The sequence below is a fragment of the Mycobacterium sp. NTMscope_Eco_3 genome, from assembly GCF_976985685.1.
In genome coordinates this window covers 1,697,522-1,714,030 of record NZ_CDRJYZ010000001.1, presented here as the reverse complement: position 1 = coordinate 1,714,030, position 16,509 = coordinate 1,697,522, and the positions used below count along the sequence as shown (strand labels likewise).

Sequence of the window (16,509 nt, the reverse complement as noted above, 5' to 3'; positions counted from 1 at the left end):
CGGCTACGCGGAGATTTCTTCGGCCCCTCGCCCCAGGTTCCGGAACCCTTCGGCGGGCTCTTTCATGCCCAGGGTGAACGGCAGGGTGTTGAACTCGAGCTTCATCGTCGCGCCGAGTCGGCGCAACAAGCTGCGCTCGGGCGCCACGGCCGGAAGCTGCAGCGCCGCGAGGTCGATGTAGTGCGTCGATGTTTCGCCGATGCCGTCAAACACGTGGAGCATGGGTGTGCACAGCCCACGCATCTGCTCGTCGAGGCATGCCGCGACGGGATCGGTCATGAGCACGTATTCGGCAACCGGCACCGTGTTTTTCAGCATTCGGTGCACCAGGATGACATCGAGGCCGGCGAGCTCGGTATGGCGTTTGACCCTCTGATCCGCCACCTCGCCCACGTGCACGACGAACTTGAGCGACAGGTTCTCCAGCTGCGAGCAACTCGCACACTGGCAGGCGATGTCGTTTTTCAGACGCTCCCGCCGCTCCAGGAACGACGTGCGCATCCGTGACAGCCGCTCGCACACCACCACTTTGGCGTTGGTGTCCGGCGCCCAGAAGAACGCGGCGTCGCCCTCGAGCTTGGCGAGTTTCAGACCCTTGGCGGCGTTGATGACCGACTCCAGCAGGCCGGCGACCGTCAGCTGGGCATGGGCAAGGTGCGTCCGGTTCCACTGCATGTAATGCGTGTAACCGCCGATGTCGGCTATGAGCAGAACCGCGCGCCGAATTGCCATGAATAAGCCAGTTTAGTGGCCTGCGCGGCCTAGCTCAATGAATCTCCCACTAGACGAAAGCGCGCCGGCGAGAGAGGCTAGCAGAGGTGCCGGTTCACCGGAGGAGCTGATATGCATGTGCTGCGAACCCCGGACTCCCGATTCGAAAACCTGGAGGGCTACCCGTTCGTAGGGCACTACCTCGACGTCAAAGCAAGCGACACCCGGCCGCTGCGCATGCACTACCTCGACGAGGGGCCGATCGAAGGGCCCCCGATCGTCCTGCTGCACGGCGAGCCCACGTGGAGCTATCTCTACCGCACCATGATCACGCCCCTGGCCGACGCCGGGAACCGCGTGCTCGCGCCCGACCTGATCGGCTTCGGTCGTTCGGACAAGCCCAGCCGGACCGAGGATTACACCTACCAGCGGCACGTGGAATGGGTGATGATGTGGTTCGAGCACCTCAACCTCACCGATGTCACGCTGTTCGTGCAGGACTGGGGATCGTTGATCGGGCTGCGCATCGCCGCCGAGCAGCCTGACCGCGTCGGGCGGCTGGTGGTGTCCAACGGGTTCCTGCCCACCGCCCAACGGCGCACCCCGGCCGCCTTCCACGCCTGGCGCGCCTTTGCGCGCTACTCCCCCGTGCTGCCCGCGGGCCGCATCGTCGGCGCCGGGACCGTCCGCCGGGTGTCCTCGAAGGTGCGGGCGGGGTACGACGCCCCCTTCCCCGACAAGACGTATCAAGCCGGGGCCCGCGCGTTCCCCCAGTTGGTCCCCACCTCGCCCACCGATCCGGCGATTCCGGCCAACAGGCGGGCGTGGGACGCGCTCGGCCGGTGGGACAAGCCGTTCCTTGCCATCTTCGGCGCCCGCGACCCCATCCTGGGGCAGGCGGACACACCGCTGATCAAGCACATTCCCGGCGCCGCGGGCCAGCCGCACGCCCGCATCAACGCCAGTCATTTCATCCAAGAGGACCGCGGACCCGAACTGGCCGAACGCGTCCTGTCGTGGCAGCAGGCCTTGCTCTGAGACGCCCTTATGCGCAGGGGCTCTTTTGGGGAGCGAGCGCGACGGGAACTACGCGCGACCGGCAACCGCGGAGAAACTGTACCGGCCGATGACGATCTTGTAGGATGATAATCCTTGCGCCGGCAACGCTTCACACGTAAAGCTTTGCGGCGCAAACAGTCCAGTACCTCGAGGAGCCGACGTTGCCCAAGCCGATGAGTGAACACCACTCCGGCATCGCTGAACTCGACGAACGAATCCCGTTTCTCCTCGCGCAGCTCGGCGCCTATGTCAGCAGCGACTTCCAGCGCCGCCTTTCATCGATAGGGGCCGATCCCCGCACGTACGCAGTTCTGCTGGCACTGGCCAGCGCCGACGGCCAGTCCCAGCGTCAGCTCTCCGAACGCCTCGGGATCCACCGCAATGCCATGGTCGTGGTCATCGACCAGCTTGAACAGCGAGGGCTCGCAAAGCGGTTGCCGCGCCCGGAGGATCGGCGCGCGGTCGCTGTCACGCTCACCGCCAAGGCCCGCCGCCTGCTGCCCGCACTGCATGAGCAGGGCCGTGACCTCGAAAACGAAATAGCCGCGCCGCTGTCCGCGAAAGAACGTGCCACGCTGCGCCGCCTTCTTCAACGCGTCGCCACGGGCGCAGGGCTCATTCCCGGAGTTCATCCCCAATTGGCATGATCGCCGGTCATTGACCGAGCGGCGCGACGAGCAAAGCGCTCGTCAGCCGCTTCCCCGCGTCATACGACGCGAAATCACCGCCACCTTGCTGCCGACGCCGATTCAGCGCCGGCCTCAGTCCCCCTCCATTCACGTCTGGCACCACACATGATTGTCATGTAGCGTGATAATCATAAATCGTGACTACTTGGGGAAGTGAACGATGAAGACGGTCATCTTCGGCGCCAACGGGCCAACCGGTCGACTCGCCGTCCGATGCGCGCTGACTGCCGGCCACGCCGTGACCGCCGTGACGCGTCATCCACACGAATTCCCGATCGCCCACCCGCAATTGACGGTTGTGGGGGCTGATGTGCGGAACGACTCCGCCGTCCATGCGGTCATCGCGGGAACCGACGCCGTGGTCTCGGCGCTCGGGGTGCCGTTCACCCGCCGCCGGGTCGACACCTATTCGGCCGGAGCGACCAACATCGTCAACGCAATGCGTGCGTCGGGGACGCGCCGCCTCATCGTCGTGAGTTCCACGTCGGTACATCCCACGCGACGCCTTCACGCCCCGCTCATGGTGCGACTGGTCGACCCCGTCATCAGGACGACGATCGGCAAGACGGTGTACGACGACATGCGCCGGATGGAATCCATCGTGTGCGGCAGCGGCCTCGATTGGACGATCGTTCGGCCGTCCGGCCTGTTCGACCTGCCCGAACCGACCGATTACATCAGCGGACCCGTCGAGCCGGTGGGAGCGTTCACCGCACGTTTCGACTTGGCCGACTATCTGGTTTCCCTCGTCGCCGACTCGACTTCCGTCGGCCGCACCGTGGTCGTCTCGACGACCCAGTCCACCCCGACCCTTTGGCAAATGGTGCGCCGAGAGGCACTGTCCGCCAAAGACTCTGACTCGATACCGAAACGATGAATCGCCAGAGGAGGGCACGGTGCACACCGCATATCTGATCGTGACATTCATTGCGATCGCCTTCGATGGATTCTCGGGTGTCGCGGCGCTAGTGCACTTTGCGCCGATTCTGCCCGGGATGCAAAGCGCGGGCGTGCCGGTGTCGTGGTTGAGGTTTCCTATCGGCACCCTGAAGACGTTGGGAACCGTCGGACTCATTGTGGGCCTGTGGATTCCCGCGATAGGCATTGCCGCTGCCGCGGGGCTGGTGATCTTTTTCGTGTGTGCGGTGTACACCCACGTGCTGGCCCACGACATCAGCGGTCAGATGATGTTCGGCGGATTCCTGCTGGCGCTGAACTGCGCCGCCCTCGGTGTCGCGATCGCAGCACACCCGGCGGTCCTGTGAACGCCGATGTGCGGCAAGGCCCGACCGCACGTGCGCCGCTGCTGTTGGCGCGCGCCAGCACCGCGTTGATGGTGGCGCTCGCGCTCGTACAGGCAATCTTGGCGGGCGACTTTCTCGGCGGCCAGTACGACGCGCTGATGCTGCACGCGCTCGTGGCGAGAGCGATCACCATCACGTCCGCGGTGCAAGTCGTCATCCTCGCCTGGACTGGCGCCTCGGCGGCCCGCGGGGCGCGTTCTTGGGCGGCGTGGCGCAGACGTTGTTGCTCGTCGCCGAGTTCGCCGCGGGCGAATTGCGGTTGACCGCCGTACACATCCCGCTCGGTGTGCTGCTCGTCGCCGGGATTGTCCAAGTGGCGATGGCGATCTGGCGTACACCGCTACCGGCTCGGCGCCCCGCCGCCGGCGAGGTAACGCCGTGAAGCGGCGCACCCTGCTGCGCGCCGGCCTGCTCACGGCGGCCGTCGGTGTCGCAGGAGCGGGATGGCCCGCGGCGCAGATGGCGCTGGGTCCCGCCGAGCCCGGCAAGCTGCTGCGCAGCCAGGTACCGCCGCCGCCGCGTTACCAAGCGCGGTTGCCGATCCCAATTCAGCTGTCCCCCATCGCCAGCGACGCCGCGAGCGACTATTACGAGATCACCCAGTGCGCCGCCGATCTGCCGATACTGCCCGGCCTCACGACGCACGCCTGGACGTATGGCGGAACCTTTCCCGGGCCCACAATCGTCTCTCGGTCGGGTCGGCGCACCGTGATCCGCCACCACAACGCCTTGCCCGTTCCCGTCGCTGTGCACCTTCACGGCGGCCACACCCCACCCGACAGTGACGGCTATCCGCTCGACCTCATCGAGCCCCAGGGCGCGAAGATTACTGACGCCGACAGCGGCATGGGCTCGGGGATGTCACGCAACTCCGTTGTCGGGCAACGCGAATACGTCTACCCCATGCAGCAACGCGCGGCGACGCTGTGGTATCACGACCACCGAATGGGCTACACCGGCCAAGCCGTCTGGCGAGGGCTCGCGGGATTTCACATCGTCCACGACGATGAAGAGGCCGACCTCCCACTGCCGAAAGGTGATCGCGACATCGCTCTGATGATCACCGATCGATCGTTCGCCGCGGACGGCTCGTTCCAGTACCCGCTCACCGACGGAGGTGACGTCGCCGCCCCCTATATGAACGGCGTGCTGGGCGACGTCGTACTGGTCAACGGCGCGCCGTGGCCCGTGCTGGACACCGACCCCGCGCGGTATCGATTCCGAATACTCAACGCCTCCAACGCCCGCCGCTACCGATTGCGGCTCGACCCACCGCCACCCGAGGGACCGGCATTCACCCAGATCGGCAGTGACGGTGGCCTTCTGGCCGGTCCGGTCACGCATGACGAGATTGACATCGCGCCGGCCGAACGCTTCGACGTCGTCATCGACTTCTCGCGCTATCATCCCGGCACCCGGGTACGGCTCCTCAACACCCTTGGTACACAGACCACTACGCAGGTGATGCGCTTCGACGTCATCGGCACCGACCGATCGGACGAATCAACCGTTCCCGAACGGCTCAGCGAAACCTGCGCTCCCCTGGACCGCAGGCGTGCCACCACCACCCGCACCTTCCTGTTCGGACAAGGCCGATCCGGTGTGTGGACGATCAACAACAAGCCCTACGCGCCCGGCTCCCCGGTCGCGACACCGCGCATCGGCGACGTCGAAATCTGGCGTTTCATCACCGATGTCCGGCATCCAATCCACGTCCACCTCAACCCGTTTCAAGTCGTGTCGCGCAACAACAGGCCACCGGGGCGCTTCGATCACGGTTGGAAAGACACCATCGACGTGGCACCGGCCGAAGCCGTGGAAGTGATCGTGCGGTTCACCGACTATCGCGGAACCTATCTGGTGCATTGTCACAACCTCGAGCACGAGGACATGGCCATGATGGCCGACTTCGTCACGGTTTAGCGATCGCTTGGACGCAGGCCGGCGGGAATGTCAACGGGTAACCGCGAGTACGGCTTCCGCGAGCTCGGGACGGCACACCACGAGGTCGGGTAGGTTCGGGTCCGGCTGGTTGTAGGCCAGGGCGGATCCGTCGATACGGGAGGTGTGCAGCCCTGCGGCGCGTGCCACCGCCACCGGGGCCGCGGAGTCCCATTCGTACTGGCCTCCGGCGTGCACGTACACATCGGACAAGCCTTGGACGATCGACGCCACCTTGGCGCCGGCCGAACCCATTTCGACCAGGACGCCGTCCAGGGCGTCCCGGACGTTCAACGCGATGGCGGGTGGGCGGGTGCGCGAGACCACGATGCGCGGCTTGCCCGGCGCCGCCGGGGGCGACGCGATGTCGGGAGTGGCGAACGTGATGCCCTGCGCCGGCAGCGCCACGGCGCCGGCAGTCAGCTCGCCGGCCTCCCAGAGCGCGACGTGCACCGCCCAATCGTCGCGCCCGAGCTCGGAGAATTCCCGCGTCCCGTCCAGCGGATCGACGATCCAGACACGCTCCGAGCGCAACCGCACCGGGTTGTCGGCGCCCTCCTCGGACAGCACCGCGTCACCGGGGCGCTCCGCGGCGAGCGCCGCCATCAGAAAGTCGTGGGATCGCTTGTCCCCCGCCGCTTTCCGTTCGCTCGCCTCCGCATCGGCGAACTCTTGCCGGACCCGGAGCAGCAGCTGACCGGCCTCGGCGGCCAGCCGCGCGGCCAGATCATGATCATTCATCGGTGTCTCCACGGAATCCTCAATAAGTTGGCAGTGATGACCAACTTTACCCTGAGAAGCTGCGCCGGGCGGGCGCCACCCCCGACGAAGAATTCGTCCGTAATCTGGTGGACGTGAGCGGCAACGCCAACGTTCCTTTATCGCAGCGGTTGCGGCACATCTCGCGGCGGCGCTTGATCGCGATCGGCATTGCGGCGGTGGTGCTGGTCGGGGTATTGGCCGTCGTGGGGGTGCGGGTAACCGAAGGCAATCAACGCGCGACGGGCCCCACTACCAGCCCACCGCCGTCGGCGCCGGAGAGCTTCGCCATCCCCGGCTGCTACAACCCATCTGTCCCGCCGGTCCCGCGTCCCAAGAAACTCAACGTCCTGGGCTGCGCCAGCGTGGCGATTGCGCTGGAGGACATGTCGTGGATCTCCTGGGGACCCCAGGGCGCCGACGGGACCGGCACGGCCGTGTTCAAGCTCTGCGACCCGAATTGCGCGACCGGATCTCAGCTGACCGAGCCGGTGGCGGTGCACGCGTGGAATCCGCAGCCGCCCCGGCGCGAGGCCATCTGCCAGGCCGGCCTGGAGATCTTCGCCGACATGATCCTGGCGTTCCCCAAAGACGTCCCACCGCCGACCGTGCAGCAGATGAACACCCAGTACGACGGAAAACCGGCGGTGCACTTCGCCAACTACGCCAGCGGCGACACGCGCGGCACCCAGTTCATCGGCTACACGTTCTGTAACTGACGCGAGGCTGGACCTGAAGGCGGGCCGACCCGCGCTAGACCTCGATGACGACAGCGCCGCCCTGGCCGCCGCCGGCGCACATCGCCGCGACGCCGATACCGCCGCCGCGGCGGGCGAGCTCGTACGCCAGCGTGGTCACCATGCGCGCGCCGGAAGCCGCGATGGGGTGGCCGAGGCTGCAACCACTGCCGGAGAAGTTCACCTTCTCCTCGTCGAGGCCGTACTCCCGGCACGCCGCGATCGGCACGGACGCGAACGCCTCGTTGATCTCCCACAGCGCCACGTCGCCAGGCGACAACCCGGCGCGCTGCAACACCTTCCCGATGACCTTGACCGCACCCAGGCCACAGTCCCGCGGCGGCACGCCCGCGGCGGCCCACGCCCTGACCGTGCCCATCACGTTGAGCTTCTCGGCCTCGGCGTAGTCGCGATCGACCAGCGCGACCGCGGCCGCGGCGTCGTTGGTGCCGCTGCTGTTGCCCGCCGTGATCGAGAAGCCCTCGATCTCGGGGTGCAACACCTTGAGGCCGGCCAGCTTTTCGACGGTGGTGTCGCGACGCGGGTGCTCGTCGACGGCGAACTCGATGACCGAACCGTCCGCCTGCGAAATCTTCAGCGGCAGGATCTCGTCGACGAACTTGCCCGCATCCTGGGCCGCGACGGCCCGCTGGTGCGAGCGGGCCGCCCAGGCGTCCATCTCCTCGCGCGTGATGCCGACCGTCTGGGCGGTGTTCCAGCCGACCGTGATCGACATGTCCTTGGCGGGCGCGTCGGGCGTCTCGACGTGCGTCGGCGGCATCCAGCGCTCCTCGAACTTCAGCTCGGGCCCGGGGATGCGCCAGTTGGTCAGCGGTGTCATCGACAGCGACTGCACGCCGCCGGCGATCAGCACCCGTTCCATGCCGGAGCCGATCTGGGCCGCCGCGTTGCCGATCGCGGTGAGGCTGCCCGCGCAATGCCGGTTGACCGACTGGCCGGGGACATGCTCGAGGCCGGTCGCGGTGGCCGCGTACCGCGCGAGATCGCCACCGCCGTAATGGGATTCGGCGAAGATGATGTCGTCGATGGCGGCCGGGTCGACACCGGATCTGCGCACCACCTCGGGAAGCACCGCGGTGATCAGCGTCTCGGGCGGCGTGTTGACAAGCGTTCCCTTGAAGGAACGGCCGATCGCCGTTCGGACGGCTCCGACGATTACGGGTGTACCCATGTTTTCAACCTCGAGCGGTCTGGCGGCGTTCAGTCGCGGCGAATCGTTTCAAATACTGTATAGACAATAGTATTGGTCTAAGTTCGGTGGGGGCCGGTCTGTGACCGCGCTAACAATTAAGCGGTTAGTACACGTTTGCAGGAGGCCTCCCCGTTGAAAACCAAAGGCGCCTTGGTCTGGGACCTCAACGAACCGTGGGTGATCGACGAAATCGAGATCGGCGATCCCCGCCGCGGCGAGGTGACGGTCCAGTTGGAGACGGCCGGTTTGTGCCACTCCGACCACCACTTGCTGACAGGTGACTTCCCCATCCCGAGCTTCCCGGTGCTCGGCGGGCACGAAGGCGCCGGCATCATCACCAAGGTCGGCGACGGCGTCGAGCACCTGGCCGTCGGCGACCACGTGGTCATGTCGTTCATCCCGTCCTGCGGCAAGTGCACGCCGTGCCAGGTCGGACTGCGCAACCTGTGCGACTTGGGCATGGGGCTGCTGTCGGGGGCGTCGGTCTGCGACGGGTCCTTCCGGGTGACGGCCAAGGGGCGCGATGTCGTGCCGATGTCGCTGCTGGGCACCTTCGCGCCCTACGTGGTGGTGCACCACACCTCGGTGGTCAAGGTCGACCCCGCGATCCCGTTCGACGTGGCCTGCCTGGTGGGCTGCGGGGTGACCACCGGCTATGGCTCGGCGGTGCGCAGCGCGGCGGTCGGGCCCGGAGAGGACGTCGCGGTCGTCGGCGCCGGCGGCGTCGGTATCGCCGCGATACAGGGCGCCCGCATCGCGGGGGCTCGCCGCATCTTCGCGGTCGATCCGTTCGAATGGAAGCGCCAGCAGGCGTTGAAGTTCGGTGCGACCGAAGCCTTCGCGGACGTCGCCACCGCCGCCGCAGCCATCGCCGAGACGACGTGGGGGGCGATGTGCCCCAAAGTGATTGTCACGGTGGGTCATTGCGACGGCCGCGACGTCGAGGCGTGGATGGGTCTGACGGCCAAGGGCGGCACGTGCGTGCTGACGGCCATGGGCAACGTGATGGCCACCGACACCACCCTCAACCTGGCGGGGCTGACACTGATGCAGAAAAGCTTGCAGGGCAGCCTGTTCGGCGGCGGCAACCCGCAGCACGACATTCCGGCGATCCTGGAGCTGTACAAGTTGGGTCAGCTCAACCTCGATGACATGGTCACGCGCGAGTACAGCCTCGAGGAGATCAACGACGGCTACCGCGACATGCTCGAGGGGCGCAATGTCCGCGGCATCATCCGCTTCACCGACGCCGACCGGGCGTAAGCAGTGGACGCAATGGGCACAATGTCTTCATGACAACCAAACCCCTCGCTGGCGGTGACGCCACCCAGCAACTCGCCTACCGTGTGGCGGCAATGCTGCTCGGTATCGGCACCCTGCACTTCGTCGCGCCCAAACCGTTCGACTCGATCATCCCCGTCGAACTGCCCGGCAGCCCGCGGCTCTACACCTACGGATCCGGAGTGGCGGAGCTGGCGATCGGGGCGCTGCTGGTGCCGCGACGCACCCGGCGAACCGCCGCGCTGGCCGCCGTGGCCCTGTTCGTCGGGGTCTTCCCGGGCAACGTCAACATGGTCCGGTTGTGGTGGAACAAGCCGTGGGCGATGCGGATCGTCGCCCTGGCGCGGCTGCCCCTGCAGATTCCCATGATCACCACCGCGCTCAAGATCCGGCGCGACAGCTGACGCGCGCGTCGCGGCATCACCCGCCCCCATGACCACGGAGGTCACACCGGGCGCGTCGGCCCGCCGGGGAGGGGCATGTTGCCCCTGCGACCAGGGCGCCGTGACGTCACTACCGCAAAGCCGTTGCGGCGCAAGCGGTTGATCGTCGAGGGAAGGACCAGTGGACAAGACAGCCATTGCCGCGGCGCTCGCGATTGCGGCCGCCTTGATGGTGGGCATCGGAGACGTCGCCCAGCAGCGATCCGCTCAACAGGTCACCGACCAACCGGTCGGCACCGTCGCGCTGTTTCGCCGGCTGCTGCGCGATCGCCGATGGTGGGCGGGCAGCCTGGTGGCCGCCGCCGGCTTCGGGTTCCAGGCCGCGGCGCTGGGCGTGGGCTCGGTGGTGCTCGTGCAGGCGCTGTTGGTGACGTCGCTGCTGTTCGCGTTGGTCATCAGCGCGAGGGCGAACCACCGCAGAGTCACACGCCGGCAAGCGATTTGGGCCGCGTTGCTGGTGGCCGCGGTCGCGGTGATCGTGACGGTCGGTGACCCTCAGGCGGGGACCCCGCGCGGGTCGGTGCAGACCTGGACCATCGTGGCCCTGGTCATGGGCCCGGCACTGATCCTGTGTGTGATCGGTGCGCGCATGTTCCCGGGTTCGGTCGCCGCGTTGTTGCTGGGCCTGATGTCCGGTTCGCTGTGGGGACTGTTTTCGGTCGTGACCAAGGGCGTCGTCGACCAGCTCGACCGCGGCGTCCCGGCGTTGGTGCGGACGCCCGAGATGTACGTGTGGATCGCACTGGCGATCGCGGCGACCGCCTGGGAGCAATCGGCGTTTCGGGCCGGCCCGCTCACCGCGTCGCTTCCGGCGGTGACCGTCGCCGAGCCCGTCGTCGGATCGATGCTCGGCGTCACCGTGTTGGGCGAGACGCTGCACACCGACGGCGCCGGCCTGGTGGCCTTGGGCATTTCGATCGCCGTGATGGCGGCGGCGACGGTGGCGCTGGCCCACAGCCAGGCCACTTCCGCCCCGTCGGGTGACGAAAACCCTAGTCTCTCAAGGGAAACGGCCTGATCAGGCCAGGGGCGAGCCGACCCGGTGCGCGGTGCCGTCGGGATCGACATAGGCGAATTCTCGCAAGCCGTAGGGCGTGTCCTGCGGCGCGACCAAGCGGCCCTCGAGGTTCTCCAGCGCGGACCACTCGGCGTGGAGGGCGTCGGCGTCGCTGACGTAGAAGTACACGCTCGCGGCGGTGCGCAACGGGTCGTGTTCGTCCCATTCGGTGAGGTGCAGCGACACCGGCCCGCGGTCGACGAAGCCGTAGCGGTCCGGGCCGTCGTATGCGCGCGCGTCGAACCCGAGTCGCCGGTAGCGGTCCAGGGCGACATCGAGATTTCGAACGGGGACGATCGGCGCGACGGAAGCGAAGTTCACTGCGGACACCCCGCGAAGATAGCGCTTCGCTTCGAACCGGCACGCCACGCCCGGTGCTGTCGTATGCTCCCCGCAAACGACCTCTGAGGAGTCGGCTCAAGCAGGAAGGGCACCCACCATGCGCCAGCTAACTGCCGCCGTCGCCGTCGCTGCTGCCGGGATCCTCGTCGCCGGCTGCGGTGACAGCAGCGCGGGCGACACCGCCGCGTCGTCGAGCGGCACCACCGCGTCGCCGAAGACTCCCCTCGCGAAGGGTGCGCTGCCCGATGTGATGCTCACGCCCGACGACATCGACAGCGCGCTGGGCACCAGGGGAACGACGAGCGATCCGCCGTTCACCAACCTCGGCGAAGACCCGGTGCACCGCACCGACTACACCTTCCCGCCCGAATGCAAGTACACGATCCATGCCGGGTTGGCCTCCGAATACGCCGACAGCGGAAGCACCGCCGTGTACGGCTACCACGACCTCGCGCCGACTTCCACCGGCGCCAGCCAACTCGAAAGCCCTGACGTCTACCAGTTTGTGGTGTTGTTTCCCTCCCCCGAACAGGCGAACGCCTTCTTCACCACGTCATCCCAGCGCTGGCCCGCCTGCGCCAACCGCCAGGACACCGTCCCCGCCGACGGCACCCACCCCGAACTCCAGTGGAAGGTGGGCTCGGTGTCCAACGCCAATGGGGTGCTGAGCGCTCCGGTGACCGTGACCGTCAACGGGGACGGCACGAACGTCACGATGCCCTGTCAGCGGGCCCTGACGGCCCGCCGAAACGTCGTCATCGACGTCGACGCGTGCCGCAAGGACGTCGGGGACCTCGGCGTCACCATCGCCAATCAGATCGCCGCCAAGGTCGACAAGCAGTAGCGGCCCGGGCACGCCGACCCCAAACGCCTTCTGCCCTAAGCCTGTTGGCGGTGCCGTATGCGGCGGGCCACCTCGCCGTAGCGCTCGAAGCGATTTTGGTCGGCCACGGAGTTGTACATCACCAAACGAGTCGCCATGCCGGCGTATTTGTCGGTCAACGCGTCGGCCAACCCGTCCCAGCTTGACTCGGTGGCGAAGACGGCGATGTGGTCGTCGCTGACCTGGGCCGCCATGCCGGCGAAGTCTCCGGCCTTCTGCTTCTCGCGGATCCGGGCGGTCGTCCCCTCGAAACCGGCCTCATCCCAAATGAACGCGTAGTTGGGCGTGCTGCCGTAGAACGCCATGCTGGCTCGCACGACTTCGCGCTGCTTGTCCCGCTCTTCGTCGCTGTCACCGACGATCGTCATGACGGGCACGATGATCGCGAGGTCCGACACCGGGCGTCCGGCCTTCGCCGCCCCCTCGGCGACCGTCGGCAGCACGTGACGGGCCAGGTATCCCGGCTCACCGATCGGGTGGACGTGCACCCCGTCGGCGACTTCGCCGGCCATCCGCAGCATCCACGGATTCACCGCCGCGATATCGACTTTCGGGTCGGGAGCGCCGATGGGGCCCGGGCTCCACTGCGGGGTGATGAAGTCGAGATCGTAGAAGTCGCCGTGGTGGTCGAGCGTCCCCGAGCGAAACGCCGCGAAACACGCCTTCACGGCGAGCAGGTAGTCGCGCAGCCGGGGCCCGGGCCGCTCGAATGCCGTGCCGTAGCGCCGCACGACGTGGGTGCGCACCTGAGTTCCCAAACCCAGCCGGAACTTTCCCTTGGTCGCTTCCTGCAATTCCCATGCCGCGGCGGCGGTGACGAACGGGCTGCGCGGGAAGGCCACCGCGACACCCGTGGACAGTTCGAGATCGGGCGCGGCCTGCGACGCGACGGCGGCGTTCAGGTAGGCGGTGCGACCCGTCTCGGTGAACAACAGACCGGAGAAGCCGGCGGATTGGGTCCGGCGGGCAAGCTCGCCGATTTGACCGAGCGGCTGGGGCGTCGTCATCGCGTCGACATGCATGGGGGGAGCCTACGTGCCGCCCGCGCGCGTCGATCGTCGATTCAGCGCTTCATCGGCCGGCGGCTCACCGGGGCGGTAAAGCCTTCGGTGTCATCGAAGAAGGCCCACTGCCCGTCGTCGTTGACCTCCATGCGCCAGCCCAGCTCGGTGTTGCCGCCGACCGAGTGGACGAACCAGGCGTGGGCGGCCTCCGCGTTGGCGAAATTCTTCGTCGCGACCACCCGCCCGTGCGGGTCGATGACGCGAAACTCAGCCATGGGACCTAATTATCCCCGCCCGCGGCGTTTCAATCCGCAAAACTTCGTCATCTGGCGGCGACAGCCCGGTCTACACCGTGCGGGCCAACCGATCGGCCAGCATCTCGGCAAACCGTGCCGGATCGTCGAGCGCGCCACCCTCGGCGAGAAGCGCTGTGCCGTACAGCAATTCGGCGGTCTCGGCGATCGACGGGTCGTCACCGCGGTCCTGGTGCGCCTGGCGCAGGCCCGTGACGAGCGGGTGGTTCGGATTGAGTTCGAGGATCCGCTTCCCCACCGGGATGTCCTGCCCCGAGGCGCGGTAGAGGCGCGCGAGCGCCGGAGTGATCCCGAAGGCGTCGGTGATCAGGCAGGCGGGTGAGTCGGTCAGGCGGGTGGAGAGCCGAACCTCCTTGACGTGGTCGGCCAGGGTGTCCTTCATCCAGGTGAGCAGGTCGGCGAATTCCTTCTGCTGCTCTTCGCGCTCGGCCTCGCTCTCCTCGCCCTCGGCGCCCAGGTCCACCTCGCCCTTGGCGATCGACTGCAGCGGCTTGCCGTCGAATTCGGTCACCGTTCCCACCCAGACCTCGTCGACCGGGTCGGTGAGCAGCAGCACCTCGTAGCCCTTGGCTTTGAACGCCTCGAGGTGCGGCGACTTGAGGATCTGCTGACGCGTCTCCCCCGTGGCGTAGAAGATCTGCGTCTGACCGTCCTTCATGCGCTCGACGTACTCGGCGAGCGTGGTCGCCTCCTCCTCGCTGTGTGTCGAGGCGAACGACGAGATCTGCAGCAGCGTTTCCTGGTTGTCGAAGTCCGACAGCAGGCCTTCCTTGACGACCCTGCCGAATTGGGTCCAGAACGTCCGATAGTCGTCGGGGCGCTCGGTCTGCAGATCCTTGATGGTGGACAGGACCTTCTTGGTCAACCGGCGCCGGATGGCCTTGATCTGCCGGTCCTGTTGCAGGATCTCACGCGAGACGTTGAGCGACATGTCTTGTGCGTCAACCACACCCTTGACGAAGCGCAGGTATTCGGGCATGAGTTGGTCGCAGTCGCCCATGATGAACACGCGCTTGACGTACAGCTGGATGCCCGTCTGGGCGTCGCGGTTGAACAGATCGAACGGCGCGTGCGACGGAATGAACAGCAGCGCCTGGTATTCGAAGGTGCCCTCCGCCTTCATCGCGATGACCTCGAGCGGGTCGTCCCAGGCGTGCGCAATGTGCTTGTAGAACTCCTTGTACTCCTCATCGGAGACCTCGTCTTTGGGCCTGGCCCACAGGGCCTTCATCGAGTTGAGGGTCTCGGTCTCGATGGTGACGGTCTCCTCGCCACCCTCCTCGCTGGCCGGTTCTCGGCGCTCGACCTGCATGCGAATGGGCCAGGCGATGAAGTCGGAGTACTTCTTGACCAGGCCGCGGAGCTTGAACTCCGAGGTGTAGTCGTGCAGCTCATCCTCGGCGTCTTCGGGCTTGAGGCGCAGGGTGACCGACGTCCCCTGCGGCGCACCGTCGATCGATTCGATCGTGTACGTGCCCTCGCCGCTGGATTCCCATTTGGTGGCGTCGCTCTCGCCGGCCTTGCGGGTCAGCAGTTCGACCTTGTCGGCCACCATGAAGCTCGAATAGAAGCCGATGCCGAACTGGCCGATGAGTTCCTCTGAGGCGGCCTCGTTCTTGGCGTTCTTGGCCTCGCGGAGTTGCTGGCGCAGCTCGGCGGTGCCCGACTTGGCCAGCGTGCCGATCAGGTCGACCACTTCGTCGCGGGTCATGCCGATGCCGTTGTCGCGGATGGTCAGGGTGCGCGCCTGGTGGTCGACGTCGATCTCGATGTGCAGGTCGGACGTGTCGACGTCGAGGTCCTTGTTGCGGAAGGCCTCGAGCCGCAGCTTGTCCAACGCGTCGGAGGCGTTGGAGATCAGCTCCCGCAGGAACGAGTCCTTGTTGGAGTAGACGGAATGGACCATCAGATCCAGCAGTTGGCGAGCCTCTGCCTGAAACTCCAACTGCTCGACGCGCGCGTTCATGGCTTCTCCTACATCTCCTTTCCAGGGCCGGACGGTCTCAAATTTACCGAGCCGCCGGCCGTCGGTGCTCGGTGGACCCGTTCTGCTCGGGGGTGAGCGCTCTACGCTGAACGCATGTCTGTTGCTCAACGCGAACGCGCCGCCCTCGTGGACACCATGCGCGGCGTCGGTCCGGACGCGCCCACCCTGTGCGAGGGCTGGACGACGCGGGACCTGGCCGCCCACCTGGTGATCCGGGAGTATCGCCTCGACGCCGCCCCGGGCATCCTGATCCCGTTCTTCGCCTCCCACACCGCCAAGGTGCAAACCCAGGTGAGCGAGCGAAACGAGTGGGACGCGCTGGTCGACAAGGTCGCCGCCGGCCCGCCGGTCTACTCACCGCTCAAGCTGCTCGACCCGGTGGCCAACGTCGCCGAGATGTTCATTCATCACGAGGACGTGCGCCGCGCGCAGCCGGGCTGGCAGCCGCGCGCGCTGGAGCCCGCGCTGAGCACGATGTTGCGGCGCACCCTGCCGCTGATGGCCCGTTTGACCCTCGCCAAGGTGCCCGCCCGGGTGGCGTTGCGCACCCCGGAGGGCAAGACGCTGCTCACCGCAGGTCAGGGCCCGGCGGTCACGGTGACCGGCGCGCCCGCGGAGCTGTTGCTGTTCTCCGTCGGGCGCGCGGCGCAGGTCGAGTTCGACGGCGACGCCGCGGCGGTGCAGGCGGTTCGCGATGCGCCCAAGGGGCTATAGCGCGGGCCGTCGCCGCCGAGGAATCGCGGGAACCGCGGGAACCGCGGGAACCGCGGGAACCGCGGGAACCG

The 16,509-nt window shown here is 67.1% G+C and carries 19 protein-coding genes; 12 read left to right on the top strand and 7 right to left on the bottom strand.

Annotated elements, in window-relative coordinates; genetic code table 11:
* Positions 1-3 precede the first annotated feature (3 nt).
* Positions 4-732, bottom strand: coding sequence for a DUF2652 domain-containing protein (locus AC0KTM_RS07900; RefSeq protein ID WP_225329520.1), 729 nt, complete (start codon positions 730-732; stop codon positions 4-6).
* Between the two features lie 111 nt (positions 733-843).
* On the opposite strand from AC0KTM_RS07900, the gene AC0KTM_RS07895 reads away from it, so the two are divergent.
* The 6 genes from AC0KTM_RS07895 (at position 844) to AC0KTM_RS07870 (ending at position 5,686) form a co-directional block, all read left to right on the top strand.
* Positions 844-1,749, top strand: coding sequence for a haloalkane dehalogenase (locus AC0KTM_RS07895; protein WP_225329519.1), 906 nt, complete (start codon positions 844-846; stop codon positions 1,747-1,749).
* Positions 1,750-1,931: 182 nt separating this feature from the next.
* Positions 1,932-2,417, top strand: a complete 486-nt coding sequence (locus tag AC0KTM_RS07890) for a MarR family winged helix-turn-helix transcriptional regulator (protein ID WP_238957780.1) — start codon at positions 1,932-1,934, stop codon at positions 2,415-2,417.
* 202 nt (positions 2,418-2,619) lie between these two features.
* Positions 2,620-3,336, top strand: coding sequence for an NAD(P)-dependent oxidoreductase (locus AC0KTM_RS07885; protein WP_472415362.1), 717 nt, complete (start codon positions 2,620-2,622; stop codon positions 3,334-3,336).
* 19 nt (positions 3,337-3,355) lie between these two features.
* Positions 3,356-3,724: a DoxX family protein gene (locus AC0KTM_RS07880; protein ID WP_472415361.1), complete on the top strand. Its 369-nt coding sequence runs from the start codon at positions 3,356-3,358 to the stop codon at positions 3,722-3,724.
* A gap of 247 nt (positions 3,725-3,971) precedes the next feature.
* A complete protein-coding gene (locus AC0KTM_RS07875; RefSeq protein ID WP_472415360.1) occupies positions 3,972-4,145 on the top strand; it encodes a hypothetical protein in 174 nt (57 codons plus the stop codon).
* Positions 4,142-5,686, top strand: coding sequence for a multicopper oxidase family protein (locus tag AC0KTM_RS07870; protein WP_472415359.1), 1,545 nt, complete (start codon positions 4,142-4,144; stop codon positions 5,684-5,686). Before AC0KTM_RS07875 ends, AC0KTM_RS07870 begins: the two co-directional genes overlap by 4 nt.
* A gap of 30 nt (positions 5,687-5,716) precedes the next feature.
* Here the strand turns inward: AC0KTM_RS07870 and AC0KTM_RS07865 are convergent, their stop codons facing one another.
* Positions 5,717-6,445 carry a 3'(2'),5'-bisphosphate nucleotidase CysQ gene (locus AC0KTM_RS07865; RefSeq protein ID WP_472415358.1) on the bottom strand — a complete coding sequence of 243 codons (729 nt, stop codon included), beginning with the start codon at positions 6,443-6,445 and terminating at the stop codon, positions 5,717-5,719.
* Positions 6,446-6,618: 173 nt separating this feature from the next.
* Between AC0KTM_RS07865 and AC0KTM_RS07860 the strand changes: the two genes are divergently transcribed.
* A complete protein-coding gene (locus AC0KTM_RS07860) occupies positions 6,619-7,182 on the top strand; it encodes a hypothetical protein (protein ID WP_472417409.1) in 564 nt (187 codons plus the stop codon).
* Positions 7,183-7,216: 34 nt separating this feature from the next.
* Here AC0KTM_RS07860 and AC0KTM_RS07855 read toward each other — a convergent pair whose 3' ends face one another.
* Positions 7,217-8,392 (bottom strand): thiolase family protein, encoded by a 1,176-nt coding sequence (locus AC0KTM_RS07855; protein WP_472415357.1) that lies wholly within the window; start codon positions 8,390-8,392, stop codon positions 7,217-7,219.
* A 153-nt stretch (positions 8,393-8,545) separates the two neighbouring features.
* Between AC0KTM_RS07855 and AC0KTM_RS07850 the strand changes: the two genes are divergently transcribed.
* The 3 genes from AC0KTM_RS07850 (at position 8,546) to AC0KTM_RS07840 (ending at position 11,155) form a co-directional block, all read left to right on the top strand.
* Positions 8,546-9,676 carry an NDMA-dependent alcohol dehydrogenase gene (locus AC0KTM_RS07850; protein ID WP_472415356.1) on the top strand — a complete coding sequence of 377 codons (1,131 nt, stop codon included), beginning with the start codon at positions 8,546-8,548 and terminating at the stop codon, positions 9,674-9,676.
* A gap of 29 nt (positions 9,677-9,705) precedes the next feature.
* Positions 9,706-10,098: a DoxX family protein gene (locus AC0KTM_RS07845; protein WP_225329510.1), complete on the top strand. Its 393-nt coding sequence runs from the start codon at positions 9,706-9,708 to the stop codon at positions 10,096-10,098.
* 160 nt (positions 10,099-10,258) lie between these two features.
* Complete coding sequence (locus AC0KTM_RS07840; RefSeq protein WP_472415354.1) at positions 10,259-11,155, top strand: DMT family transporter; 897 nt, start codon at positions 10,259-10,261, stop codon at positions 11,153-11,155.
* Here the strand turns inward: AC0KTM_RS07840 and AC0KTM_RS07835 are convergent, their stop codons facing one another.
* On the bottom strand, positions 11,156-11,515 hold the full coding sequence (locus AC0KTM_RS07835; RefSeq protein ID WP_472417407.1) for a bleomycin resistance protein: 360 nt from the start codon (positions 11,513-11,515) through the stop codon (positions 11,156-11,158).
* Positions 11,516-11,633: 118 nt separating this feature from the next.
* Here AC0KTM_RS07835 and AC0KTM_RS07830 point away from each other — a divergent pair, with 118 nt between their 5' ends.
* Entirely contained in the window at positions 11,634-12,380 is a 747-nt protein-coding gene (locus tag AC0KTM_RS07830) for a sensor domain-containing protein (RefSeq protein WP_472415352.1), read from the top strand.
* A gap of 35 nt (positions 12,381-12,415) precedes the next feature.
* Here the strand turns inward: AC0KTM_RS07830 and AC0KTM_RS07825 are convergent, their stop codons facing one another.
* From AC0KTM_RS07825 to htpG, 3 genes are all read right to left on the bottom strand, one after another.
* A complete protein-coding gene (locus tag AC0KTM_RS07825) occupies positions 12,416-13,441 on the bottom strand; it encodes a TIGR03617 family F420-dependent LLM class oxidoreductase (protein ID WP_472415350.1) in 1,026 nt (341 codons plus the stop codon).
* A 41-nt stretch (positions 13,442-13,482) separates the two neighbouring features.
* Positions 13,483-13,698 (bottom strand): hypothetical protein, encoded by a 216-nt coding sequence (locus tag AC0KTM_RS07820; RefSeq protein ID WP_225329506.1) that lies wholly within the window; start codon positions 13,696-13,698, stop codon positions 13,483-13,485.
* A gap of 70 nt (positions 13,699-13,768) precedes the next feature.
* Positions 13,769-15,703: a molecular chaperone HtpG gene (gene htpG, locus AC0KTM_RS07815; protein ID WP_472415348.1), complete on the bottom strand. Its 1,935-nt coding sequence runs from the start codon at positions 15,701-15,703 to the stop codon at positions 13,769-13,771.
* Positions 15,704-15,817: 114 nt separating this feature from the next.
* Here htpG and AC0KTM_RS07810 point away from each other — a divergent pair, with 114 nt between their 5' ends.
* Positions 15,818-16,438: a TIGR03085 family metal-binding protein gene (locus tag AC0KTM_RS07810; protein WP_472415347.1), complete on the top strand. Its 621-nt coding sequence runs from the start codon at positions 15,818-15,820 to the stop codon at positions 16,436-16,438.
* Positions 16,439-16,509 lie beyond the last annotated feature (71 nt).

Excerpts from the sequence above, each read along its gene's own strand:
- AC0KTM_RS07895 (WP_225329519.1), top strand. The coding sequence starts at position 844 with ATGCATGTGCTGCGAACCCCGGACTCCCGATTCGAAAACCTGGAGGGC.
- AC0KTM_RS07855 (WP_472415357.1), bottom strand. The coding sequence starts at position 8,392 with ATGGGTACACCCGTAATCGTCGGAGCCGTCCGAACGGCGATCGGCCGT.
- AC0KTM_RS07900 (WP_225329520.1), bottom strand. The coding sequence starts at position 732 with ATGGCAATTCGGCGCGCGGTTCTGCTCATAGCCGACATCGGCGGTTAC.
- AC0KTM_RS07825 (WP_472415350.1), bottom strand. The coding sequence starts at position 13,441 with ATGCATGTCGACGCGATGACGACGCCCCAGCCGCTCGGTCAAATCGGC.
- AC0KTM_RS07885 (WP_472415362.1), top strand. The coding sequence starts at position 2,620 with ATGAAGACGGTCATCTTCGGCGCCAACGGGCCAACCGGTCGACTCGCC.
- AC0KTM_RS07865 (WP_472415358.1), bottom strand. The coding sequence starts at position 6,445 with ATGAATGATCATGATCTGGCCGCGCGGCTGGCCGCCGAGGCCGGTCAG.
- htpG (WP_472415348.1), bottom strand. The coding sequence starts at position 15,703 with ATGAACGCGCGCGTCGAGCAGTTGGAGTTTCAGGCAGAGGCTCGCCAA.
- AC0KTM_RS07830 (WP_472415352.1), top strand. The coding sequence starts at position 11,634 with ATGCGCCAGCTAACTGCCGCCGTCGCCGTCGCTGCTGCCGGGATCCTC.
- AC0KTM_RS07810 (WP_472415347.1), top strand. The coding sequence starts at position 15,818 with ATGTCTGTTGCTCAACGCGAACGCGCCGCCCTCGTGGACACCATGCGC.
- AC0KTM_RS07820 (WP_225329506.1), bottom strand. The coding sequence starts at position 13,698 with ATGGCTGAGTTTCGCGTCATCGACCCGCACGGGCGGGTGGTCGCGACG.
- AC0KTM_RS07845 (WP_225329510.1), top strand. The coding sequence starts at position 9,706 with ATGACAACCAAACCCCTCGCTGGCGGTGACGCCACCCAGCAACTCGCC.